Origin of the sequence: Bacillus sp. YP1, from assembly GCF_000877815.1 — a bacterium.
In the GTDB taxonomy this organism is placed as follows: Bacteria; Bacillota; Bacilli; order Bacillales; family Bacillaceae; genus Bacillus; species Bacillus subtilis.
Genome location: NZ_CP010014.1, coordinates 175,164 through 199,447, shown reverse-complemented (window position 1 = coordinate 199,447; position 24,284 = coordinate 175,164). Strand labels below are relative to the sequence as shown.

The 24,284-nt window shown below is 45.3% G+C and carries 24 protein-coding genes; 12 read left to right on the top strand and 12 right to left on the bottom strand.

Features of this window, described 5'->3' with window-relative positions; genetic code table 11:
- Positions 1 to 68 precede the first annotated feature (68 nt).
- Together yclK and yclJ are read right to left on the bottom strand one after the other, a co-directional pair.
- Entirely contained in the window at positions 69 to 1,490 is a 1,422-nt protein-coding gene (gene yclK / locus QF06_RS00840) for a two-component system sensor histidine kinase YclK (protein ID WP_072173981.1), read from the bottom strand.
- Complete coding sequence (yclJ, locus tag QF06_RS00835) at positions 1,477 to 2,160, bottom strand: two-component system response regulator YclJ (protein WP_003246532.1); 684 nt, start codon at positions 2,158 to 2,160, stop codon at positions 1,477 to 1,479. Before yclJ ends, yclK begins: the two co-directional genes overlap by 14 nt.
- A 212-nt stretch (positions 2,161 to 2,372) precedes the next feature.
- On the opposite strand from yclJ, the gene QF06_RS00830 reads away from it, so the two are divergent.
- Both QF06_RS00830 and QF06_RS00825 read left to right on the top strand, forming a co-directional pair.
- The gene (locus QF06_RS00830; protein WP_041850694.1) at positions 2,373 to 3,833 is read left to right on the top strand and encodes an ABC transporter permease; all 1,461 of its coding nucleotides are present in this window, start codon (positions 2,373 to 2,375) and stop codon (positions 3,831 to 3,833) included.
- A gap of 15 nt (positions 3,834 to 3,848) precedes the next feature.
- Complete coding sequence (locus QF06_RS00825; protein WP_041850693.1) at positions 3,849 to 4,529, top strand: ABC transporter ATP-binding protein; 681 nt, start codon at positions 3,849 to 3,851, stop codon at positions 4,527 to 4,529.
- A gap of 104 nt (positions 4,530 to 4,633) precedes the next feature.
- Here the strand turns inward: QF06_RS00825 and gerKB are convergent, their stop codons facing one another.
- From gerKB to gerKA, 3 genes are read right to left on the bottom strand one after another with little or no spacing between them, the layout of a single operon-like run.
- Positions 4,634 to 5,755, bottom strand: a complete 1,122-nt coding sequence (gerKB, locus tag QF06_RS00820; protein ID WP_041850692.1) for an endospore germination permease GerKB — start codon at positions 5,753 to 5,755, stop codon at positions 4,634 to 4,636.
- 24 nt (positions 5,756 to 5,779) lie between these two features.
- Positions 5,780 to 7,003, bottom strand: a complete 1,224-nt coding sequence (gene gerKC, locus QF06_RS00815; protein ID WP_043940052.1) for a spore germination protein GerKC — start codon at positions 7,001 to 7,003, stop codon at positions 5,780 to 5,782.
- A complete protein-coding gene (gene gerKA / locus QF06_RS00810) occupies positions 6,993 to 8,627 on the bottom strand; it encodes a spore germination protein GerKA (protein ID WP_041850690.1) in 1,635 nt (544 codons plus the stop codon). Before gerKA ends, gerKC begins: the two co-directional genes overlap by 11 nt.
- Before the next feature lie 125 nt (positions 8,628 to 8,752).
- On the opposite strand from gerKA, the gene QF06_RS00805 reads away from it, so the two are divergent.
- Positions 8,753 to 8,974, top strand: a complete 222-nt coding sequence (locus QF06_RS00805; protein WP_014475793.1) for a YczF family membrane protein — start codon at positions 8,753 to 8,755, stop codon at positions 8,972 to 8,974.
- Between the two features lie 14 nt (positions 8,975 to 8,988).
- Here QF06_RS00805 and QF06_RS00800 read toward each other — a convergent pair whose 3' ends face one another.
- Positions 8,989 to 10,743, bottom strand: a complete 1,755-nt coding sequence (locus QF06_RS00800) for a right-handed parallel beta-helix repeat-containing protein (RefSeq protein WP_032726540.1) — start codon at positions 10,741 to 10,743, stop codon at positions 8,989 to 8,991.
- Positions 10,744 to 11,022: 279 nt separating this feature from the next.
- On the opposite strand from QF06_RS00800, the gene QF06_RS00795 reads away from it, so the two are divergent.
- Positions 11,023 to 12,501: a peptide MFS transporter gene (locus QF06_RS00795; protein ID WP_043940051.1), complete on the top strand. Its 1,479-nt coding sequence runs from the start codon at positions 11,023 to 11,025 to the stop codon at positions 12,499 to 12,501.
- Between the two features lie 40 nt (positions 12,502 to 12,541).
- Here the strand turns inward: QF06_RS00795 and QF06_RS00790 are convergent, their stop codons facing one another.
- The 5 genes from QF06_RS00790 to QF06_RS00770 all read right to left on the bottom strand — a co-directional run bounded on the left by QF06_RS00790 (position 12,542) and on the right by QF06_RS00770 (position 16,196).
- On the bottom strand, positions 12,542 to 13,387 hold the full coding sequence (locus tag QF06_RS00790) for an alpha/beta fold hydrolase (protein ID WP_043940050.1): 846 nt from the start codon (positions 13,385 to 13,387) through the stop codon (positions 12,542 to 12,544).
- Between the two features lie 65 nt (positions 13,388 to 13,452).
- On the bottom strand, positions 13,453 to 13,917 hold the full coding sequence (locus tag QF06_RS00785) for a pyridoxamine 5'-phosphate oxidase family protein (RefSeq protein ID WP_021481766.1): 465 nt from the start codon (positions 13,915 to 13,917) through the stop codon (positions 13,453 to 13,455).
- Complete coding sequence (gene bsdD, locus QF06_RS00780) at positions 13,914 to 14,141, bottom strand: phenolic acid decarboxylase subunit BsdD (RefSeq protein WP_010886405.1); 228 nt, start codon at positions 14,139 to 14,141, stop codon at positions 13,914 to 13,916. Before bsdD ends, QF06_RS00785 begins: the two co-directional genes overlap by 4 nt.
- Positions 14,142 to 14,157: 16 nt before the next feature.
- Entirely contained in the window at positions 14,158 to 15,579 is a 1,422-nt protein-coding gene (gene bsdC / locus QF06_RS00775) for a phenolic acid decarboxylase BsdC (RefSeq protein ID WP_003234529.1), read from the bottom strand.
- A 2-nt stretch (positions 15,580 to 15,581) separates the two neighbouring features.
- Positions 15,582 to 16,196 (bottom strand): non-oxidative hydroxyarylic acid decarboxylases subunit B, encoded by a 615-nt coding sequence (locus QF06_RS00770; protein ID WP_014478815.1) that lies wholly within the window; start codon positions 16,194 to 16,196, stop codon positions 15,582 to 15,584.
- An 89-nt stretch (positions 16,197 to 16,285) separates the two neighbouring features.
- Between QF06_RS00770 and bsdA the strand changes: the two genes are divergently transcribed.
- The 6 genes from bsdA (at position 16,286) to QF06_RS00740 (ending at position 21,275) form a co-directional block, all read left to right on the top strand.
- Complete coding sequence (gene bsdA, locus QF06_RS00765) at positions 16,286 to 17,158, top strand: transcriptional regulator BsdA (RefSeq protein WP_003234533.1); 873 nt, start codon at positions 16,286 to 16,288, stop codon at positions 17,156 to 17,158.
- A 115-nt stretch (positions 17,159 to 17,273) separates the two neighbouring features.
- Entirely contained in the window at positions 17,274 to 18,080 is an 807-nt protein-coding gene (gene tcyA / locus QF06_RS00760; RefSeq protein ID WP_032726543.1) for a cystine ABC transporter substrate-binding lipoprotein TcyA, read from the top strand.
- Positions 18,067 to 18,771 (top strand): cystine ABC transporter permease TcyB, encoded by a 705-nt coding sequence (tcyB, locus tag QF06_RS00755; RefSeq protein WP_003234541.1) that lies wholly within the window; start codon positions 18,067 to 18,069, stop codon positions 18,769 to 18,771. Before tcyA ends, tcyB begins: the two co-directional genes overlap by 14 nt.
- 13 nt (positions 18,772 to 18,784) lie before the next feature.
- Positions 18,785 to 19,528, top strand: a complete 744-nt coding sequence (gene tcyC, locus QF06_RS00750) for a cystine ABC transporter ATP-binding protein TcyC (protein ID WP_043940049.1) — start codon at positions 18,785 to 18,787, stop codon at positions 19,526 to 19,528.
- Between the two features lie 320 nt (positions 19,529 to 19,848).
- A complete protein-coding gene (locus QF06_RS00745; RefSeq protein WP_014475783.1) occupies positions 19,849 to 20,496 on the top strand; it encodes a YczE/YyaS/YitT family protein in 648 nt (215 codons plus the stop codon).
- A 104-nt stretch (positions 20,497 to 20,600) separates the two neighbouring features.
- Positions 20,601 to 21,275 (top strand): 4'-phosphopantetheinyl transferase, encoded by a 675-nt coding sequence (locus QF06_RS00740; protein ID WP_021481768.1) that lies wholly within the window; start codon positions 20,601 to 20,603, stop codon positions 21,273 to 21,275.
- Here the strand turns inward: QF06_RS00740 and QF06_RS00735 are convergent.
- Positions 21,270 to 22,604: an aminotransferase-like domain-containing protein gene (locus tag QF06_RS00735; RefSeq protein ID WP_041850686.1), complete on the bottom strand. Its 1,335-nt coding sequence runs from the start codon at positions 22,602 to 22,604 to the stop codon at positions 21,270 to 21,272. The two genes, QF06_RS00740 and QF06_RS00735, sit on opposite strands and share 6 nt — an antisense overlap.
- A gap of 123 nt (positions 22,605 to 22,727) precedes the next feature.
- On the opposite strand from QF06_RS00735, the gene QF06_RS00730 reads away from it, so the two are divergent.
- Positions 22,728 to 23,666, top strand: a complete 939-nt coding sequence (locus QF06_RS00730; RefSeq protein ID WP_041850685.1) for a DMT family transporter — start codon at positions 22,728 to 22,730, stop codon at positions 23,664 to 23,666.
- A gap of 53 nt (positions 23,667 to 23,719) precedes the next feature.
- Positions 23,720 to 24,277 (top strand): YcxB family protein, encoded by a 558-nt coding sequence (locus tag QF06_RS00725; RefSeq protein WP_041850684.1) that lies wholly within the window; start codon positions 23,720 to 23,722, stop codon positions 24,275 to 24,277.
- Positions 24,278 to 24,284: the final 7 nt, after the last annotated feature.

Below are 24,284 nucleotides of genomic sequence, written 5' to 3'. Positions count from 1 at the left end.
AGCACGCAATAAACCGAAGCGGTGTGCAAAAAAGGCGGATGCATCAGATGATGCCGCCGCCCTGTATGCTATTGCTGTTTTGCCGTTAAAGGAAGGCGGATGATGAACTTTGTGCCTTTCCCTTCTTCACTCTTGATTTCTACTGTGCCCTGGTGCATTTCAACGAGCTGCCTGACGATCGAGAGACCGAGTCCGTATTCACCGTATGCTGTGTTCGTTCTTGAAATATCTGCTTTATAGAATCGCTCCCAAATATGCTCAATATCCTCTTTTGGAATGCCGATACCCGTGTCTTCAATTTCAATAATCGTCTCTTTATAACCTTCCATTCCGCGCAGCCAAATGTCACCGTTTTGCGTAAATTGGATGCTGTTTTTCGTAATGTTGACGAGAATTTGAATGAACCGGTCATAATCGGCATGTACGATGACGTGATCCTCTACTTGGATCATCAGCTTGTTTTGTTTTTCTTCCGCCTGCTGCTGCAAGTGCTCTTTCACGATTTCAAACACCTCGATCAGAGGAACGTCTAGCTTGTTCAAGGTAATTTGCTGGGATCTGATTTTTTCATAATCCAGATTTTCTTTTACGAGCCGCAGCATGCGCTTCGTTTCCTCACTGATCAGCGAGAAGCATTTATCCTTTTTATCCTCAGGAATCGTATGGCTGTTCAACCCTTCAACCAAACCGTTGATCGTCGTCAGCGGTGTTTTTAATTCATGTGACACGTCAGCGATAAACTGCCTTCTCCGCTTCTCAAGGCGCTCGATTTCATCCCTTGACTGCTTTAGTTTTTTCGCCATGATATTAAAGTCAGAGGCCAGAACGCCGATTTCGTCCCCGTAGCTGTTTTCCAAATGGATGTCATAATCGCCGGAAGCCACTTTATCTGTCGCTTCTCTCAGCTTTTGAATCCGCTTGACATGGAATTTGGACAGAAGCCAACTCACGAGAATCGTAATCACAAGCGTGCTGATCACAGCGTAAAACATATAGAGGTTGACCTGATTGACCATCTGTTCAACGCCGCTGATCGGAGAAATCAGCAGAACGGCGCCTTTAAATTCGTTCTGAACAAATATAGGCTGCGCCACAAGTGACACTTCATCATCAAAACGGCCATCTGCCCTGATCATGACAGTCTGCCCTTTTTTAAGCTTATTCCATTCTGATTTCTTCAGCTGTTCCCTTGGTGGGTGATGAAAGCCTTCAGGAAGAAAATAGGGCTGCTGCTCTTCATTAAAGATGATAAACTGCGTCTTTCTTGTGCTTAACATGTCCTGATAAGGATAGAGCCTGCGCATGTCCACCTGGCCGGCTTGGAATTCATTTGCAATCTGCACCGCATATGACGTCAATTCCTCTACTTTGTTCTGATAGGCAAATTCCTTCACAAAGTGGGAAAACAGAGAAATGATAATGACAAACGCTAAAATCAAAATGCTGATATGGCTTAGCAGCAGCTGATATAAATATTTAATCTTCATCAAATTTATACCCTACTCCCCACACAGTATACAGGAAAGGCTTGTCCTCGCTGGCAAGCTTTTTCCGCAGCCGTTTGATATGAACGTCAACCGTTCGCTCATCTCCATAAAATTGATAGCCCCATACCTGCTCAAGCAGCTGTTCTCTGGAGAACACCTGCCGCGGATTTTGGACAAGGTAATAAAGCAGATCGAATTCCTTCGGCGTGAGATTTTCTACAGGCTCTCCGTTTAATAATACTTCTCTCGTCTTCTTATTAATGGTAAAGCATTCCGTTTCAATCATATCTTCATCAATAACCGCTTTGCCTGTCGCCTTGTATCTTCTGATGACGGCTTTGATGCGGGCAACCAATGTCAGCGGGCTGAACGGCTTTGTGACATAATCGTCCGCCCCCATCTCAAAGCCGATGACCTGATCTGATTCAGTGTCTTTGGCAGTCAGCATGATAATCGGCACCGTGCTTGTCTCTCTTATTTTTCTGCAGATGGTCACGCCGTCCATAGATGGAAGCATGATATCCAAAATGATCAGATCCCAATTTTCTTCCGTAAAACGCTGGTACCCTTCTAACCCGTCATGAACGAATTCCGCTTCAAAACCTTCTTTAAAAAAGAACATCTCCGTCATCGTACATACACTAACATTATCTTCTATCATTAATATTTTCATTATATCCTCCGGTTGTTTTGATGCTTTTTTATATAATAGCACCATTTTAAACAGAAGGTTTTGCGTTTCACAATTGTTAGTTTTTATTTCATCAACTAGAAATAGATTGTTCATATTTTTTTCATACCTTTGGACTACTATTAATTTATCAGCAAGGGGACGCGCCCCAAAGGCGGTCTTATCAATAAAAATACCAATGCGGAGGAACATAAATGAACTTTATCAAACGGGCCTTTTGGAATATGAAGGCTAAAAAGGGAAAAACGTTATTGCAATTATTTGTGTTTACAGTCATATGTGTCTTTGTTCTATCAGGCCTCACCATCCAGTCGGCAGCACAAAAGTCAAGCGAACTGGCCAGACAGGAACTCGGCGGAAGCGTGACACTTCAGGTTGACCGCCAAAAGCAAATGGAAAAGCAGCAGGACAGCGGTGAAAAACGCAGCTTCGAATCAACACCGATCAAAGTGTCTGATGCGAATAAGCTTGCAGCGCTTGATCATGTGAAGAGCTACAATTACACCACATCAGCTTCAGCCAACGCAGGAAACTTTGATGCGATTGAAAGCTCTAGTTCAAGTGATTCCAGCTCCAGCAGTTCAAGCTCAACCGCTAAAAACAGCCAAGGCGGCGGACAAGGCGGACCGCAAATGGTGCAAGCCGATCTTTCGATTGAAGGTGTCATCAGCACAGCATTAGTTGATGACTTCTCTGACGGGGATTCAAAAATCACAGACGGACGCGCGATTACAAAATCAGATGTCGGCAAAAAAGTAACAGTGATCAACGAAACATTAGCGGAAGAAAATGATTTGAGCGTTGGCGATTCGATCACAATTGAATCAGCAACAGATGAAGATACGACAGTAAAGCTGAAGATCGTCGGTATTTATAAAACAACATCTTCAGGTGATGACCAAGCCCAAAATTTCTCTTTCTTAAATCCTTATAACAAGCTTTATACGCCTTACACAGCAACAGCGGCGCTGAAAGGCGACGACTATAAAAATACGATTGACTCAGCTGTTTACTATATGGACGACGCGAAAAATATGGATGCTTTCGTAAAAGCAGCGAAGAAAACATCAATTGACTTCGATACGTACACACTGAATACAAACGATCAGCTTTACCAGCAAATGGTCGGCCCGATTGAAAATGTGGCTTCTTTCTCTAAAAACGTCGTGTATCTTGTATCAGTAGCAGGCGCCGTCATCCTTGGCCTGATTGTCATGATGTCAATCAGGGAGCGCAAATACGAAATGGGCGTGTTAATGGCCATCGGTGAAAAACGATGGAAATTGATTGGACAGTTCTTGACTGAGATTCTGATTGTGGCCGTTATCGCTATCGGCCTTGCATCTGTGACGGGAAATCTCGTCGCGAATCAGCTTGGAAATCAGCTTTTATCCCAGCAGATCAGTTCATCAACAGATTCAACGCAAACCGCAAGCGGACAAATGCCCGGCGGCGGTGGCGGCATGGGCGGCGGAATGTTCGGCCACAGTTCATCAAACGTGGACGTTATCGATTCACTGAACGTCGCGGTTTCTATGAACGACATGCTTATTCTTGGCGGGATCGGCATCCTAATCGCAATCATTGCAACATTGCTGCCGTCAATTTCAGTACTGCGGCTTCATCCGAAAACGATATTGACAAAACAGGAATAGAAAGAGGCGGAACCTATGAGCTTATTACAATTTCAACAAGTCGGCTACTGGTATAAAGACAAAAGCCAGCCATTGTTTCAGGATATTAACATCAGCTTTCAAAAAGGAAAATTCTACACAATCGTCGGAACATCAGGGACGGGGAAAACCACTTTCCTGTCTCTGGCAGGCGGACTTGACGCACCAAAAGAAGGAAACATCCTTTACGACGGAAAAGCGGTTTCTAAAATCGGCTTAACCAATTTCAGAAATCAATATGTATCAATCGTCTTTCAGGCGTACAACCTGCTCCCGTATATGACGGCTTTGCAGAACGTCACAACCGCTATGGAAATCACAGGTTCTAAAGAAAAAAACAAAGAATCATATGCGCTTGACATGCTGCAGAAGGTTGGCATCAACGAAAAACAAGCCCGGCAAAAAGTGCTCACACTGAGCGGCGGACAGCAGCAGCGGGTATCAATTACAAGGGCTTTCTGCTGTGACACGAATCTTATCGTAGCCGATGAACCGACCGGAAACCTTGATGAGGACACATCAAAAGAGATCGTACGGCTCTTTCAAGATCTGGCACACAAGGAAAATAAATGTGTCATCATGGTGACGCACGATGAACAAATTGCAAAAGTGTCAGACATCAATATCAGACTTTCAAGAGGAAGCTTTACTGTGAAGGAAAACATCGCAGTCGTATAACAAAACGCGCCTCTGCCAGTGCAGACAGGGGCGCACCCTATATCCCCCTTTTATATAGAAGTGAACATAAAAAGAGCGGCGGCTGCATCCCCCCGCTCTTTTTATCATTTTTTTGCTTCCGCCCCTTTTGACTTCTCTCTTCGTTTCTTTTTCCAAACAGCCACAATAAACAGAAAGAGCGGAAACAATAATTGAAAAGGCAAATGAATATACAGCGGCACCACTTTCAAGCCTTCGTTCAAGTGCTCTGAAAAGTTAGTCGCGATCGTTATAGAAAGGATTAAGATGCCCAATCCCATCGGATAAGCCAATTGAGAGGGGTTCTTTTCCTTAAAGAGCGTAGATGTCCCAACCACAGTGGCATATAAGTAGAGGCTAACCTTAAAGAAGCCGCCGATGATCAGCGCCAGCATAAAAAAGACATCGAGCCGGTCTAAAAATTCTTCGACCTTGATTGTCTGAATCGTACTTAAAAGCGGGAACTGGGATCTGAGTGTAAGATCAACATCAAGCACGCTGATATTAATCGCCACGGTGAGCGCCACAACCAATCCGCTAATAGCTATGGCAATCATCCCCATTTTTTTCACATCTTTTCTGTCATTCAGGTTAGGGAAAATCATCACAAATAAAACGACTTCGCCAAACGGAACGTACATGGTCTGAGTGAAAACTGAGTAAAGGACAGGAGAAATGCCGTCTGCCAAAACCGGTTTTAAGTTATTCGGGTCTATAGAACCTGAGACAACAATCAGCACGAGGCCGATCGCGCCCAGTAAATACATGGCTCCGAAAAGTAGCTCAGCCGCGCGGGCGAGCACTTCGATTCCTTTTCTTACAGCGTATATGCTAACTATCACTAATAAACCATTTACAATAATGATAGGTGTATCATGATAAGCAAATGTCAGCAGCATTTCTCCAAAGTCACGCAGGACCCTTGCGGCAATATAGGCAAAGTACAAAATATAGAGAAATGAAAACAGCCAGCTCAGCTTGGTTCCCAGCATATCATCCATATATTCTTTCGGAGAAGAATTGGGGTAACATTGATAAATTCCTTGATACAAATAGAAAAGAAACAAACCGGCCGCACACCCCAACAGAACTGCGATCCAAGCATCCCTGCCCGCCATTGATCCGGGTGTAATCAATAAGGAGCTGCCCAGCTCAAAAATGATAATCATGACAAACAGCTGCCTTATGCTTATTCTGGCTTTTTCCATCTGTCACTTCTCCTTTCTTCAGACCTAATCATCTTTAAACTGGTGTTTGATCGGATTGTTCCGCAATCCCGTCCTTCTGATATACGTCTCGGCCTTCACATCGATGGGCAGTTCGGGCAAATATTCTTTGTCCCATGTGTTCTTCATTTTCTCCCACTGCTCCGGATACTTTCTATATATCGTGTCACCAAAACCGACAAAATCTATCTTATTCTTCTTGATCATTTTCACAGTATGGCTGATTTCCTTTTCAAGCTCTTTGTTGAGCGATTTTTCAATAGCGGCCAGCACCTTCGGATTAGACAATTGGAAAGGGTATTTGACAGCATCTATAATTCCTTCAACCGTCACTTTCACATGGATGTGCGGACGTCCGTTCCGCATATCAGGTACCAGCTTTGTATCTTGATGGGTAACCTGCAAGCTGACCGCATCTTTCGTCTTGCCCCAATCAGCATTAATAAACGTATGCTGGACCTTATTCATAAGCCAGACTGCCCCCACGCTTTCATCATCTTCAATCCAATACTTTAAATACCCAGCCTTATCAAAAACCGCCAAGCCGTCTGCCTGAAGAATGGCTTTCGGGTCAGTTGCCTGCGTGTTTTCCATGCTGACTCCTTTTTTATCATCGCCAATCATCAAATAACCCGGAATAATCGGTGCCCTTGTGTCGCTGGCAAGTGTTTTCAAAACGTCCTGAATATTGGTTTTGACCACCCGACCGTATTGCGCCTCCGTGAAATCGAGGGTTTTATTGACTTTGTTTGACGGAATTTTATCAATAGGCGTCAGGATTTTCACGATATTTTCTGCTTTTGTTTTATGGGCAACGACGAAGGTCGCCGTTGTCCTGAATTCCGTGTCCCGGTCAAGATTGTCTAATACAAAATCCAGCCCTTCCTCTTTCGCCAGCTTTTCGCTGATTACGACTAGGTTGGTATGGGCAAAATAAAGCCGCCGAGATACCTTCATGGAGGCTTTTCTGAGTGCTTCCGTCAAATTGTCGCCTTCAATTGAATAGACAGATACAGGCGGCCTGTCCCCAGCACCGCCTCCCTGAAGCCCGCCGGCGACATTTCCGGGATTGATAATTTGAAGATGCAGCACGTAGTTGCCTTCGTTTGTCCGATCGATGCCAATCGCCGAGATAATCGCAAGATCTGTCAGTTCACGCTTATCCCAGCAGCCGGGCAGCACAATGACGCTCACAAGCATAAGAACGGCTAATAGACATTTACGTACCATTCTGATCCCCTTCTTCCAAGTCTTTGTTCACCATTCCTCGTGAAGCGGCCGGCTCTGGGCGTTGATCCTTCCCCTGCCGCACCTTATCTTCCTTACTGATCGATTCCGGCCTTTTTTCATCAGCCCACCACGGAATCCGGAAAAGCGCGTCCTTTACACCTTGTGAAGAAAAGGGTGCAAGCGGCGACATATATGGAACGCCGAATGAACGAAGACTGCATAAGTGGACAAACATCATAATGATCCCTAAAATCAGCCCGTAAAAACCCATAACAGCTGAGGCAATAATAAAAATAAACCGAATAAGCCGGGCTGAAATCGCCATTGCAAACGCCGGTGTTGCGAAGCTTGCAATCGCGGTGAGTGCCACGATAATCACCATTGCCGGAGAGACGATACCAGCCTGTACGGCAGCCTGGCCGATTACGAGCGCGCCTACGATTGACACTGCCGAGCCGACAACCCGGGGCAGCCTGACTCCCGCTTCCCTCAGAATCTCAAAAGCAACCTCCATCGTCAGCGCCTCCACAACAGCCGGAAACGGGACAATTTCCCGCTGGGCCGCAATGACCACTAACAGCTGAGTCGGTATCATTTCTTGATGAAACGTCGTGGCTGCCACGTATACAGCCGGAGCCACAAGCGAAATGAAAAAGACTAAAACACGAAGAATTCTTATGCTTGTCGCAATGTCAAAACGCGAATAATAATCCTCAACAGACTGAAAAAACTGGACAAATAAGGCCGGGGCAATAAGCACAAACGGTGTTCCGTCCACAATAATCGCGAATCTTCCTTCTAACAGATTACCCGCTACAACATCAGGGCGTTCTGTATGATACATAGTCGGAAACGTCGTAAAGGTTTCATCTTCAATCAGCTGCTCAATATATCCAGATTCCAAAATACTGTCAATATCTATTTTTTTCAGGCGCTGCTTCACTTCCTTCAGCACCTTTTCATCACATATTCCTTGAATGTACATGAGAGCGATATCCGTATTCGTAACAGAACCTTTTTTCATTTTTTCAACCCATAAATTCGGATTTTTAATGTATCGCCGGATCATGGAAATATTGGTTTGCAGAGACTCTGTAAACCCTTGGCGCGGGCCGCGGAATGACACCTGGGTGCTCGGCTCTTGGATGGAGCGCTGCTCTCCCCCTTGAGTGCTGCAAATCAAAGCTTCATCATAGCCATCAGCAAAAATGAGCGCATTGCCAAGCATTAACTCGGAAAAAAGCTTGTCCCAGCTCTTTTCCGCTTTCACCCCGCCGAGCGGGAGCGTTTTTTCAAGAATTTGCTGGATCGCATGAGTATTCTGGATAGACTCATCCTGTACCAATGGGTCAATTAACGACTCATGGATCGTGTTATTATCGACCAGCCCAGCAATATAGATAACAGCTAGGTGGACATGATCCTGCTCCCCGATTTTAATCTCGCGAATGATGACGTCAGAGCTGCTTCCGACTTCCTTTTTCGTTTCCGCTATATTCTTTGCCAAACTTGGAGAAATGAGAACCGGCCTTTCTTTTTCTTGCTTCTGTTCCTGATTCTTTTCTTCTGTATTGCGCTTGTCTTTCGAACTTGTATTGTTCTTTCGCTTAGAAAATAAAGGCATACACAAATACCTTTCCTTGTCGTTTTCTCATATTCTTCCTTTTAAAATTGAGATTATGCATTAGGTTTAGATGCGGTATAACTTCTCCGCCAACGATAGACACTAAAAGCGGAGGATGATGAAGCATGAAGATATTGGGCGTGACAGGAGTCATATTAATTTGTTTATTAGCTATTTCTGTATTGATGGACATGCTTCAAGGGTTCAGTTTAACAAAAGCCATTTATAACAATATGTCCAGCTTTAAGATGACAACATTTGCGGAATGGGTCGTGCTTTTATTTTTTGTGTTAGTACTTGTGAGAGAAATGTACGTGATCTATAAATCGAAAAAAAAGAACCCCTAGAGGGGGCGCTTTTTTCAGACGATAATATTGCCGTCTATTGCATCACTGCTGTGTTTGTTGATAGTCCCTTTAAAAATGCGGTTGCCGATGATTTTGGAATTGGTTGACGTGTTTGTTTGAATAGCTGTCGCAGTGCCCGCGGAGAGGTTATTGATGGTGTTTCCTGAGATGATAGAGCCTGCAGAGCCATTGAGATAAATCACAATCGGATTCCCAGCTGTTCTGTTGACTGAAATGGTATTATCAAAAATCTCATGCACACCGGCGCTGATATAGATGGTGACCAAAAGCGGAGATCTCTCTAAGTGGTTGCCGATAATTGAGGTTTTTGCACTTGTGGAGCAGTAAATGGGGTAATTTTTAAACTCTTTAAATGTATTGTTTTTGATGATAGCGCCGGCATTGTTTGTAACGGAAACAGAATATGATTCCGGCACTGCTTCAAACGCGCCAGGATTCAGTGTATTCCCTTCAATCACCGCGTTCCCTTGAGCAATCCAAATGCCTCGGCTGAATTTTCTCAGGAGATTATCTTTAATGATCATGTTTCCGCCCGAAACGCTCACACCGTCAACGACTTGAATGAGACAGTTATTCAGAAAAGCGGTGTCATCTGAAAGCACTGCGCGAAGACCGATGCTGCGCCTTGTTTCAGACAGTCCGTTTTGAATTTGGTTTCCGTCTACCTTTACGTCGGAGGACTGATAAACCAATATCCCTGTGTTTTCAAAGTTGCTGATTTTGTTGTTCGTCACAAGAACGCTCTTTCCCCTGACATCAATTCCTGTTGAAAATCCGGTAATGAGGTTGCCAGCGATCACTGCATCACTGGTCTCTTTTCCTTGTGATACACCGAGTCCGGTTATCCCGACTCTTGGCGCAGCCGCCGCGTCTTCAGGGCGCCTCAGTATATTTCCCTTGATCACTGTTTGCGTCCCATATCCGTAGCTGATTGTATTGTCTGAGTGATTTCCTTCTATTAAAATGCCATACCCGTTAAAATTGGTCACAGAACTTGAAACGTTTCCAACAAAGTGGTTATTGCGAATTGATACATTAATCGGTTCCTCATAATCAACATCACCTTCGCCATATCCTTCAATGTCAATTCCGAATTTCGGCGCTGTTCCATTCCCCGTTCCGGCATCTTCAATCAAGCATTCCTCCACCGTGACCATGTCACATCCGGTAATGGAAATGTTATTTCTCCTCGACCGCCGAACCTCACAGCGGCGGATGATAATTTGCTCTGACGTTCGATAATCTTGATTGGTCTTTAATCCCCTTGGGCTGACTATGATCCCATCGCCGGTAAAATCGGAAATTTTCACATCATCAATGACAACATTCGAGCATCCTTCAATACATATGCCAAAGCCCCATTCATGGGTTGACCTTATCCCTGCCGAGGCATACGTATGCTCATCCCGTTCGCCGATAATTTGTCCCCCGGAAATGGTTATATTCTCTTGCTTGCCTACATAAAATGCGGAATAACCCCACGAACTATTCGGTATCACTTTCATGATACATTCGGGGTCCATCATAATCTCAAGGTTGCCGGGAACAATGATCCCCGCGTTTCGAAACTTCTGATTAAGATCTCCGCCAAGCGTTGCGTCTATTAAATATGTTCCCTTTGGAAACCAGACAGTATGATAGCCTTTCGAAACAGCTGTACTAAGGCACTGATTAATCCGTTCTGTCGAATCCGTTTTACCATCTCCAGGAACACCGAAATCCGCTGCATTTAATATGAATTCAGCCAATTGCGAGCCTCCTTCTCTATGATTACTATCATGTTACTCACAAAGGCCCGATCTGCTTGTACATTTCTCTAAAATTTTATTAAAAAAATATAAAGGAATAGTTGTGTAAGAAAATCTCTCGATAAAAAGTTTAAAAATTAGGAGGAAATCACTATTTTTAGGTATTTATAATTTTTCCAATATGGAACTATTTGAAATGAGTATAAATTATATTGACACAAGTATTATATAAGAATATGATTTTTATAATACACTTTTTTTAGAAAGGGTTTGGCTGACATGGCTTCGATTGATAACGAAAGTATCATTAAAAGCGTCCCGCAAAAAGGGTTCTTTGGTCACCCGCGAGGACTATTTACACTATTTTTCACCGAATTTTGGGAACGTTTCTCTTACTATGGAATGAGAGCAATCTTACTTTACTATTTGTATACAGAGACGGTAAACGGAGGGCTCGGCTTTGACAAGGGCACTGCGGTTGCCATTATGTCGATTTACGGATCACTCGTATACATGTCCACCATTATTGGCGGATGGCTCGCTGACCGGGTATTCGGTACCGCAAACACCGTGTTTTACGGCGGCATATTCATTATGTTCGGCCACATTGCACTCGCCTATCCGGGCAGTTCGATAGCATTCTATATCAGCATGGTGCTTATCATTGTCGGAACAGGCTTATTAAAACCAAACGTTTCAAGCGTGGTTGGGGATCTTTACACGAAAGAAGACCCGCGCCGCGACTCAGGTTTCAGTATTTTCTACATGGGGATTAACCTCGGTGGTTTACTCGCGCCGTTAATTGTCGGAACACTCGGACAGAAGTACAACTATCATCTCGGATTCGGAGCTGCCGCGGTCGGAATGCTTCTCGGCCTTATCGTTTTTGCTTTGACAAGAAAGAAAAACCTCGGGCTTGCAGGTTCCAATGTGCCGAATCCGCTGTCTAAAAAATCTGCGATTGGCACCGGAATCGGTGTTATCATCGTGGCGATCGCAGTGATGATCTCTGTACAAACAGGCGTGCTGACGATCAATCGTTTTATCGACCTTGTAAGTATTCTCGGTATTTTGATTCCTGTCATTTATTTCATCATCATGTTTACAAGCAAAAAAGCGGACAGCACAGAAAAATCCCGTCTTGCCGCTTACATTCCTTTGTTTATCGGTGCTGTCATGTTCTGGGCCATTCAGGAACAGGGAGCGACCATTCTTGCGGTATACGCTGATGAACGCATAAGACTTTCATTGGGCGGATTCGAACTTCAATCATCATGGTTCCAATCATTAAATCCATTGTTTGTCGTCATTTTTGCGCCAATATTCGCATGGCTCTGGATGAAGCTTGGCAAACGCCAGCCGTCTACACCAGTTAAATTCTCAATCGGAATTATTTTAGCCGGATTGTCATTTATCATTATGGTATTCCCTGCTATGCAAGGAAAAGAAGCACTCGTAAGCCCGCTTTGGCTCGTTCTCAGCTTCCTGCTTGTCGTGCTTGGAGAGCTGTGCCTGTCTCCAGTCGGTTTATCCGTGACAACGAAACTGGCACCAGCTGCCTTCTCTGCACAGACAATGAGTATGTGGTTTCTGACGAACGCGGCAGCCCAAGCGATCAATGCCCAAGTAGCCGGATTGTTTGATAAAATTCCTGAAACAATGTACTTCGGCACCATCGGTTTGATTTCTATCGTTCTTGGCGGCATTCTCCTGCTGCTCTCGCCGATGATCAAACGCGCGATGAAAGGGGTCTTATAATCAGAAACAGCCCGCGGATTTTGATCTGCGGGCTGTTTTTTTATTGATCCAGCCATTTGCTGAAGCTTTGATCAAAGGCTTCCGGTTCTTCCAGCATCGGCTGATGGCCGCTCTTTTCAAAAATAACCTTATCCACATGGGGATATAAATCGTCAACAGCATCCCATAGCGAAACGGGTGCAACCAAATAATCATATCTCCCTAATCCGATATACACCGGCATACGAACATCAGCTAACCGCTGAAGAAGATCAATCCGGGCAAATGTATTGCCCCATAATTCATCAATGATCGGCATATTCGTGAATACGCCATCCCATAAGGCAGCTGCATGCGGCCGCTCTTGATAAAAGCTTTTCGCTTCAGCGCGAATACACATATGCACGAAGCGTCTTTCAGGATCTTTTTCAATGTCCTGCGGCAAATTCGCGATATCTTTTTCAAAGCGTTTCTTTCTCTCAAGGCTGGCTGTTTCCATGAAAAATGATTCACTTTTTCGCTGTCTTTCTTCACTGTTATCAGGCGCAGTATTGAAGAGCGCCACCTTCCGGACATGTTCAGGATATGTCCTGGCATATTCCAAAGCCATAAAAGCATGCCCGGAATGCCCCAGGATAATAATATCCTCAAACTGAAGAAATGTTCTCATCCTTTCGATATCAGCCAAGACGGCATCAAGCCTCGAATCCTCCGCACGAAGCCCTCGCTTAAGCTTAGCAAATCCCCTATGGTCGACAAAGACCCATTGATATTTCTGTTTGATATCTGAGGAAAAAAGGCGCGGATAGTAAACCGCACTCCCGATCACAAGGATGGGTGCGCCCTCGCCCTCAATTCGATAAGCTAAATCAAAGCCGTCCGAGTGACAGATCCCCGCACGTTCCATTTCTCACGCCCCCTTTGTTTTCATTATATAAAAAAAGCCTGACGCATGGCGTCAGGCTATCGATATTACCGCTTTAAATCTTCCAGGGTCTTCTCCCATCTGCTCAGCACCTCTTCAGCGCTGTGAAGCTGTATACGGACACCTGAAGTCAAATCAGCGTATTTCGCAACGTCCTCCTTCACTGAAACGATGCGGCAGGAAAAACGGTCTCTTTCATATTCGGCATCTTTCAAAGGCGGTAAAGGCGCGCATTCAAGCTTTACATAATAGGCCGCTCCCTTCCACCACGCCGTGAACTGTGCTTTTCCTGTGCGAAGGATGTTGGCCGAAGTCATTGTGTTTTTCCACAGAGCGATTCGGATATCAGTTCGGCTCAGCGCGATGATTTCACCTGCACTGATCATAGCGGCATGCGGCCAGCCATCCTCTGATACTGTTTGCAGAACGAAGGCCTCATGCTGCTTCTCATTCAGGCAGCTCCCGTCAAGCAGCTCAAAGAGACGGTCTGACATACAGTTCACGCGGATCAAGCCTTTCGTTCCGGCACCGCCGGAACTTCAATTGCTGTTTCTGTTTCCTTTGGATCAATTTTAAACGCTGGATTGTATTTTTCGGGATTTGTAATGCTTTCCGGTTCACAGGATCTCCATGTAAAAAAGCATGTTTGGCACTGATAAACTTCCCATGCGCCTTCTACAGGCGATTTGCTCATGACTTCTCCCTTTTTTGAGTCGCATCGAGGACATGTATGCATTTCGAACATCCTTTCCTTATTTATTCATTAAGTCCATTAGTTTTTGTTCCCATTCTTTCGTTGTTAGCGGAGAATCAAGCGGCTGTGAATAATGGCCTCTTGTTTCCGGCGCAACCGGTGTAGTGGCGTCGAGAATCATTTTGTGAGTGATTCCTGATGGATTGGATCCCGGATCAAGCGGCAGGACAGATAAGTCCGGAATGATGACCGCATCGTGTTTCGGATGCATTTTGGTCGAAAGCGCCCACATGACCTGCGGAAGGTTGAATGGATCGACATCCTCATCAACGACAATGACCATTTTGCAGTAGCCGAGTCCGTGCGGCGTTGTGAGTGCGCGCATGCCGACCGCTTTCGCAAATCCGCCATAGCGGGTTTTTGTGGAAACAATCGCGATTAAACCGTGTGTGTACATGGCGTTCACTGCCACAATTTCGTTCGGATACGCTTCTTTTAACTGCTGATAAAGCGGCACGCATGTGTTAATGCCGATCATGTAATCGCATTCTGTCCAAGGCATGCCTAAGTATAAATGTTCAAAGATCGGATTGTTTCTGTGATAGACGCGTTTAATTTTGATAATCGGCATGCTGCGTCCGCCGGAATAATGGCCTGTGAATTCACCAAACGGCCCTTCATATTCGCGCTCTCCGGCAATAATCTCACCTTCAAGCACCACTTCAGCACCCCACGGAACATCAAGATCAGACAGCTTTGATTTGACGATGCGATATGGTTCGCCTTGAATAGCGCCTGCCATTTCGTATTCTGATTGATCATAGAGAAGCGGAGTCGATGCCGCCGTTGTAATGACCGGCTCACAGCCGAGCGCAATGGTGACCGGAAGATTGATGCCGCGTTCTTCAGCTTGGCGCAGATGGATTGCAATATCGTGCTGCGGGACAGGCTGAATGCCAAGGCGGTCTTTTCCTTTGACTTGCATTCTGTAAATGCCGACATTTTGTTTGCCGAAGTTGTCAGGGTCCTCAAGATCACGGGAAATAACACACGCTTTGTCTAGATAGTAGCCTCCGTCTCCTTGGTTTATTCTGAAAAGAGGCAGTATATCGAACAAATTGATATCTTCTGTGATTTCATTTTCATGAAATGGCGCTGTTTCCTCACGTTTGACCGGCATCGGAAATTGGTCATAACGCTTTGCGAATTCAAAAAACTGTTCTTTTACCGGTGTGTCTTTCGGCATGCCCAGCATCATGGCATGGTTCGGCCAAGAGCCGATGACATTCATCGCAATTCGCGCGTTATGATAGCCGTAAATGTTGTTAAATAAGAGCGCGGGACTTTTATCGCCAAGATTGCTGGCTGCCCGTGCGGCGGCCCCTAAATCCGGTTCCGGCTTTACCTCTTCATTCACTGTAAGCAGCTGTCCTTCTTTTTCAAGGGCAGCGAGAAATTCTCTGAAATCTTGATAAGCCATGATCAAGCTCCTCCTTTTTGTTTTTCAATCCCATTCCAGCGTTTCGCTTCAGGAAGCCGAATGCCGAATTGGTCCAACGTTCTGAATACAATATGGTCAACCATTTCCTCTAAGCTGCTCGGCTGATTATAAAATGCCGGCATCGGAGGAAGAATGATGGTGCCCATTTTCGTAAGCGCTAGCATATTTTCGAGATGTATTTGGTTCAAAGGCGTCTCTCTCGTTAAGAGGACGAGTTTTTTTCTCTCCTTGAGCATGACATCCGCCGCACGTGTCAGCAGATTATCCGCCATTCCGGTGCGAATGCTTGCGAGAGATTTCATGCTGCACGGCGCAACAATCATTCCATCGGTATCAAACGACCCGCTTGAAATGGCTGCCGCCTGATCCTTATGTGAGTAAGTGTATGTGGCCAGTTGTTCTACTTCTTGTAAGGTATAGCCTGTTTCGTGTTTGATCGTGACGTTTGCCCAAGGAGACACAACGAGATGGGTTTCCACTCCGGCGGCCTTCAGCCACTGCAGCAGCCTGACCCCGAAAATGGCCCCTGTTGCCCCTGTCATTCCGACAACGAGTTTCACTTTGCCCCCTCCTTTACGCTTGAATTCTGCTTTCATTTCAATCATACTCCTGATATATCCATATGAAAAATATCTATTAAATCTATATTTAATACCTAAAAGGTATGATAAGGAGGCGCTTTCTTTTGGATATTCGCCAGCTTCGATACTTCATTACCATTGCCCAAGAACAGAAAATCACGTCCGCAGCCAAAAAGCTTCACATGGCGCAGCCGCCTTTAAGCAGGCAGCTCAAACAGCTGGAGGACGAACTTGGTGTTGTCCTGTTTGACCGTAACAAGAAAAAACAAATGACTCTTACATATGAAGGAGCTGTTTTTCTAAAAAGAGCAAAAGAGATTCTGCATAGGTTTGAAGATGCAGTCATTGAGGTACAGGAGCTGAAGGAGGAAGTAGCCGGCACACTTGCCGTGGGATCAACGATTTATTGCGCGGCTCTGATGCTTGAAAAAGTAACACAGATCAAAGAGAGATACCCCCATCTCACCTTTAATATTTGGGAAAATGAACCCGCGACACTGTTGGAACTGCTGGAAAGCCGGCAAATCGATGCGGCGGTCACGACAACACTGATCAAAAGTGACACAGTACAATTCAAGCAGCTTGATGACATTCCATGTGTGCTCGTGCTTTCAGATGAAGCCGGATATCCGTGCGGAGACACCATTAAGATGGAGGACATTCCTTCATTTCCGCTGATCCTGCTGCGGCCTGTCAACGGAAAAGGCGTCTATAATCAGGTCATGAATGAATTTCATCGTTTGAACCTGGAGCCGCGCATTGTTTGTGAATGCCACGACTCTGCAACTTTGCTCAGTCTCGTGTCATCCGGATTCGGCGCGTCTATTTTGCCCGTCACAATGATTCCCGTTCATATGAGAAATCACGTTCACACCGTCCATATCGAAAATAATCCCTTCATTATGACACCGGCTGTCATGTGGAGAACGGACAGTTATTTGCCTAAACCGGCACAGCAATTTTTGGATTTATTTTAAAAGATTTTGCCTTATGAAAACCAATTACTTGACTCATACTAAAAAAAAGTTATCCTTTAGATTTGTAAGCTATTTTTTTATTTCAATAAAATCAACCAGAAAAGTGGGGAATAAGATGAAAAAAGCATTATTGGCTTTATTCATGGTCGTAAGTATTGCAGCTCTTGCAGCTTGCGGAGCAGGAAATGACAATCAGTCAAAAGATAATGCCAAAGATGGCGATCTTTGGGCTTCAATTAAGAAAAAAGGTGTGCTCACAGTCGGAACGGAAGGAACATATGAGCCGTTCACTTACCACGACAAAGACACTGATAAACTGACTGGCTATGATGTCGAAGTTATCACAGAAGTCGCAAAACGCCTCGGGCTTAAAGTCGACTTTAAGGAAACACAGTGGGACAGTATGTTTGCCGGCCTGAATTCCAAACGGTTTGACGTTGTTGCCAACCAAGTCGGAAAAACAGATCGTGAAGACAAATATGATTTCTCAGATAAATACACAACATCAAGAGCTGTTGTCGTAACGAAAAAAGACAACAACGATATTAAGTCTGAAAAAGACGTAAAAGGAAAAACGTCAGCTCAATCACTGACAAGCAACTACAACAAATTAGCTACAAATGCCGGCGCTAAAGTAGAAGGCGTTGAAGGTATGGCGCAGGCCCTTCAAATGATCCAGCAAGGCCGTGTCGATATGACATACAACGATAAGCTTGCCGTATTGAACTACTTAAAAACATCTGGCAATAAAAACGTGAAAATCGCGTTTGAAACAGGTGATCCTCAGTCAACATATTTCACGTTCCGTAAAGGAAGCGGCGAGGTTGTTGATCAAGTCAACAAAGCATTAAAAGAAATGAAAGAGGACGGGACTCTTTCTAAAATTTCTAAAAAATGGTTCGGCGAAGATGTTTCTAAATAATCTGCCGGCATTGACGCTTGGCACGGCGATCCCGTGGGATCTGGTGCAGCAGTCATTCTGGCCGATACTTTCAGGGGGAATCTACTATACGATTCCCCTTACGATTCTTTCCTTTATATTCGGAATGATCCTGGCGCTGATTACGGCGCTTGCCAGAATGTCGAAAGTGAGACCTTTGAGATGGGTGTTCAGCGTATACGTATCCGCAATACGCGGCACTCCTCTTCTCGTTCAATTGTTCATCATTTTCTATCTGTTCCCGGCCTTTAACGTCACATTAGATCCATTTCCAAGCGCAGTTATCGCCTTTTCTTTAAACGTCGGCGCCTATGCATCTGAAATCATTCGGGCATCTATTTTATCCGTGCCGAAAGGGCAATGGGAAGCCGGCTACACAATTGGCATGACACATCAAAAAACGCTGTTCCGCGTCATTTTGCCGCAGGCGTTTCGTGTGTCGATCCCGCCATTATCCAATACCTTTATCAGCCTGATTAAAGATACATCCCTCGCCTCTCAAATTCTGGTCGCTGAGCTGTTCAGAAAAGCCCAGGAAATCGGCGCGCGGAATCTTGATCAAATTTTAGTGATCTATATTGAAGCAGCCTTTATTTATTGGATTATCTGCTTCCTGCTTTCACTCGTCCAGCATGTCATCGAACGGCGTCTTGACCGCTACGTGGCCAAATAAGGAGGTTCCGAGTATGCTTACCGTTAAAGGATTAAACAAATCATTCGGTGAAAATGAAATTTTAAAAAAAATAGATATGAAGATTGAAAAAGGAAAAGTCATCGCCATACTTGGGCCTTCAGGTTCAGGGAAAACGACGCTGCTCCGTTGCCTGAACGCTCTGGAGATCCCGAATCGCGGAGAGCTTGCATTTGATGATTTCTCCATCGATTTCTCCAAAAAGGTGAAACAGGCGGATATCCTAAAGCTTCGCCGAAAATCCGGAATGGTGTTTCAGGCGTATCACCTGTTCCCGCACCGCACAGCTCTTGAAAACGTGATGGAGGGCCCTATTCAGGTGCAAAAACGAAACAAAGAGGAAGTCAGAAAAGAAGCGATTCAGCTTCTAGATAAAGTCGGATTGAAGGACAAAATGGATTTATATCCGTTCCAGCTTTCCGGCGGACAGCAGCAGCGCGTCGGCATCGCCCGCGCACTGGCAATTCAGCCTGAGCTCATGCTGTTTGATGAACCGACTTCAGCGCTTGATCCCGAGCTTGTCGGAGAGGTGCTGAAGGTAATCAAGGACTTGGCCAATGAAGGCTGGACCATGGTCGTCGTGACCCACGAAATCAAGTTCGCGCAGGAAGTTGCGGATGAAGTCATCTTCATCGACGGCGGCGTTATCGTGGAGCAAGGACCGCCGGAGCAAATTTTCACTGCACCAAAAGAAGAACGGACACAGCGGTTCTTGAACCGGATTTTGAACCCGCTGTAATAAGAAAAACAGGGCGCCAGCGCCCTGTTTCAGATTATTGACAAAATCCTAAAACGATTTTCGTTTTAGGATTTTGTGATTTTCAGCGTGATTGAAAACCTTTGAAGTCTAGGAAGGGCGAGCATTGGAGCACAGCGAATGTTAAATTCGTGAGCACCGAAGCACAGGCCTGACAACGAATGCAAGGGTTTGCCAACACGCTGAAACAGGGCGCCTGCGGCGGCCCTGTTTTTTTGTTGAGCCCCTTTCGCCTATTCCGCCCTTCTGTCAGATGTGCTACAATGACAATCGACTGATTTTTACGAAAGAAGGGACCTCACGTGAAGCAAGAACTTGTTCTGCGCTGGACATTTTATTTTGCCGGTTTGATCATTTTGGCTTTTGGTGTATCCCTGACGATAGAAGGAAAAGCACTCGGCATTAGTCCGTGGGATGCATTTCATTACAGCCTGTTTCAGCACTTCGGGCTTACCGTCGGCCAGTGGTCCATCATTATTGGAGCGCTCATCGTCGGATTCACGTCATTGTTTACGAGAGCTTGGCCGAAAATTGGTGCCCTCCTGAATATGGTGCTCATTGGTGTATTTATAGATTTTTTCAATTTCATTCTGCCTGCCCCCTCGACCTACACAGGCTCGATCATCGTCTTCTCTCTAGGCGTGGTGCTGATCGGTTACGGCGTCGGTGTTTATGTATCAGCAGGCCTTGGCGCGGGGCCGCGTGATTCACTGATGATGCTGATTACAGAAAAAACCGGCTGGAATGTGCAATGGGTGCGGAACGGCATGGAAATAACCATTTTGTTTGCGGCATGGGGCATGGGCGGGCCGATCGGTTTTGGCACCATTTTGACCGCCATCCTCACGGGACTTATTTTGCGCTTTTCATTGCCCCAGTCAATCCAGTTGCTGAATTATGCTGTGGCAAGGCGGACAGCCGCTGTGAAAGCATCTCCGCCTGTACACTAAAACAAAGCCGCCTTGGCTTTGTTTTTTTATTTTCTCCTCTATATGAGTCTTGTGGAAGTATGATAGGATGGTTTTGACAATCTTTTGCAGACGGAGGATCTAGAATGAAGATTTACGGAATTTATATGGACCGCCCGCTTTCACAGGAAGAAAATGAACGGTTCATGTCTTTCATATCACCTGAAAAACGGGAGAAATGTCGGAGATTTTATCATAAAGAAGATGCTCACCGCACCCTGCTGGGAGATGTGCTCGTTCGCTCAGTCATAAGCAGGCAGTATCAGTTGGACAAATCCGATATCCGCTTTAGCACGCAGGAATACGGGAAGCCGTGCATCCCTGATCTTCCCGACGCTCATTTCAATATTTCTCACTCCGGCCGCTGGGTCATTGGTGCGTTTGATTCACAGCCGATCGGCATAGATATCGAAAAAACGAAACCGATCAGCCTTGAGATCGCCAAGCGCTTCTTTTCAAAAACAGAGTACAGCGACCTTTTAGCAAAAGACAAGGACGAGCAGACAGACTATTTTTATCATCTATGGTCAATGAAAGAAAGCTTTATCAAACAGGAAGGCAAAGGCTTATCGCTTCCGCTTGATTCCTTTTCAGTGCGCCTGCACCAGGACGGACAAGTATCCATTGAGCTTCCGGACAGCCATTCCCCATGCTATATCAAAACGTATGAGGTCGATTCCGGCTACAAAATGGCTGTATGCGCCGCACACCCTGATTTCCCCGAGGATATCACAATGGTCTCGTACGAAGAGCTTTTATAAATGGCTCATCAACAGCTTGACACCGCGCTCAATATCTTCCGTTTTCACATTGGAAATATTGATTTTTAATAGATTTTCTTTCGGATAATCTGATAAATAATGACGGTCTATCGCCTCAAGGAGAACCCCTTGTTTTTTCAGTCTATGAATCACTCTTGAGGCGGGCAGATCCTGAGGAAGCACCAGATGGGTGTGCATACAGGGTGCCTGCCCGCTGGAGAACGTAAAGCGTCCGCTTCCCAGCTGCCTGTGAGTTCGAATGGCTTGATGTAGCCTCAGCGACCGCTCTTTATAAGAATCTCTGATTTTCTCCTTATGCCTGCCGTACATACCGCTTTTCAGGTAAATCTCCAATGCTGCTTGAGAAATCATTGAACAGTCGATGTCGTTCAGTTTTTTGTACGCATAGAACGTGTCAGTCAGCGCTTCGGGCAAAACAGCCGCCCCCACGCGGAGGCCGGGGAACATCATTTTCGAGAAGCTTTTCAAATAGATGACATGTGAGGACAGATCATATGCGTACAGCGGATCTGCCTTTTTATTTTCCTCCAGATCACCGAGGTAATCATCCTCAACGAGATAGACATCATACGCTTCTGCCAGTCTCACAAGCTCCTGTTTATCACGCTCTGACAATGAGCAGCCAAGCGGGTTATGGAAGCGCGGCATCGTATAAAAAAATTTAATCGATTCTGTTTGAAATAACCGCTCAACCTCGGCTATATCAAGCCCTTCTTCCGTTCGTTTCACCCCGATGGCGGGAATCCCGAGCGTCTCAAGCTGTTCGACCATCAAATGGTAGCCCGGCTGTTCAATGGCGATCTTCTCTTTCCCATTTGGGAACGGCATGGCACAAAGCAAGGATAACGCCTGCTGGACACCTGATGTAATGAAAATATGCCGTTCATCCGCAAATACCTGTTGAGTGGCCAAGAGCTTTCGGAGTACGCGGATGAGTGATGGAAGCCCCTTTGACGTCCCATAAATAAACAAATCGTTTTTGTACGTATCAATCGCTTTGTTGATACAGTGCTGAAAATCAAGATACGGAAACACATCTGGATCCGGCGCAGATGTGGCAAAGTCGATGGGGCCAAGCTGCCCGCTTTTTGATTTCCCTGTCTTTTTCACAATATAATAGCCGCTTTTCGGAACAGAATAGATAAGGTGGCGCTTTTCCAGCTCCTGCAGCGCGCGGATCACTGTGCTTTTGCTGACTTGGTAGCGGGCGGACAGCTGACGGATAGATGGAAGCCTGTCTCCTTCTTGATAGGCGGTGCTTTGCATCATCTCCTCTATCCTCGTTACTAGACTCATATATTTCTCCATGCCTTCTCCCCCTGTTTTGTACCGGTACAGTTCATTGTTTTTCTCATTGTACCGTTCTGACCGCGGCCATACAATAAAGGGAGCGACCGGCGCTGCAATTCAGGTAAAGGAGCCCTTCCCATTATGGTTAAACATCAGCAAGCCCCCGCTTATATAGCGGCTATTTTATATTCGTTCATTATCGGTTTATCCTTTCTATTCGTAAAAATCGCACTGCAAACAGCAGAGCCGTTTGATATTTTGGCGCATCGGTTCACCATTGCGTTTGCTGCGGCCACTGTACCGATCTTATTCGGCTGGGTAAAGCTATCAATCCGCGTAAAGGACGTCATTGCCATTTTGCCGCTCGCCCTGCTGTATCCCGCGTTATTTTTCAGCTTTCAGGCATTCGGCCTTGTGTACTCGTCCTCCTCTGAAGCGGGAATTATTCAGGCAGCCATTCCGATTTTCACGATGGTCTTTGCCGCTTATGTTTTAAAGGAACGCCCAACGTGGACACAAAAGGGGTTCACGGTTTTATCCGTTGCCGGCGTCATGTTTATTTTTGTGATGAAAGGCGTTGACGTGGAATCAGCCAGCTTAAAAGGGTCTTTGCTGATCCTATTGTCCGCTTTGTCTTCAGCGATGTACAATACTGCTGCCAGAAAAATGACGCAGCGGTTCAAGCTGACAGAGCTCACCTATATCATGTCAGCCATCGGCTTTGTCGTCTTCAACGCCATCGCCCTTGTGCGTCACGGAGCGGCGGGAACAGTCGGCACTTATTTTCTGCCGTTCCGGGAGCCCGGCTTCGTTCTCGCCATTGTGTATTTGGGCGTGCTGTCTTCACTTGTCACTTCATTTCTGTCTAACTATACGCTGTCGCGAATTGAGGCGTTTAAAATGAGCGCTTTTAATCATGTATCTACCATTGTGACGATGATTGCAGGAGTTGTAATTCTCAAAGAAAGCCTGGCCTGGTATCATCTTGCCGGGGCTGTTTGTATTATGATTGGCGTGGTGGGGAGCAATATCAATCTGGAGAAAAAAACAAAGCGCCCTGGTATGCCTGCAAAAAAATGAGAAATTATGCTAGACTGAAAGGAAAAACATGGTTAGAGGTGTAGGTTTACCGTATGATTCAATATGCTAGTGAAAGTATCAATCTTCCAGGAGAAATCGCTTTTAAGGATGTAAGAGAAATCTTTTTTTATCAAATCGCAAAAATATCATGCTTTTACTTTCTGTTGTTTTGCGCCATATTTGCTGCAGTTAACTTCATTAACGGATGGCCCCGTATCGTTTATGGCAGTGACGCGCTTAACTTATTTATGAACAGTATGTTGATTATCGTGATGTCCGTTCTGTTTACACTGCTGCTCCTCCTGCTTCTATATGTGAAGTTTTCCAGAGCATACAAGAAGAACGAACGGATGAAATTTAAAAGAACATATACTCTGAACCAAGAAGGAATTCGTATATGTTCTAAAAAATATGACCTCATTTTCAATTGGGATGAAATCACAGCTGTTTTCGAATATAATAATATCTTCAGGGTCAATACATCAAGTGGCCAATATATTGCGATCCCAAAACGTTTTTTTCATTCCAAAGAGGAAATGAACAGATTCAAGGAGATTATCCTTAAAAATACCGAAACAAAAAAACTCAAATTTAAAAAGGATCAGCATTGACAGTGCT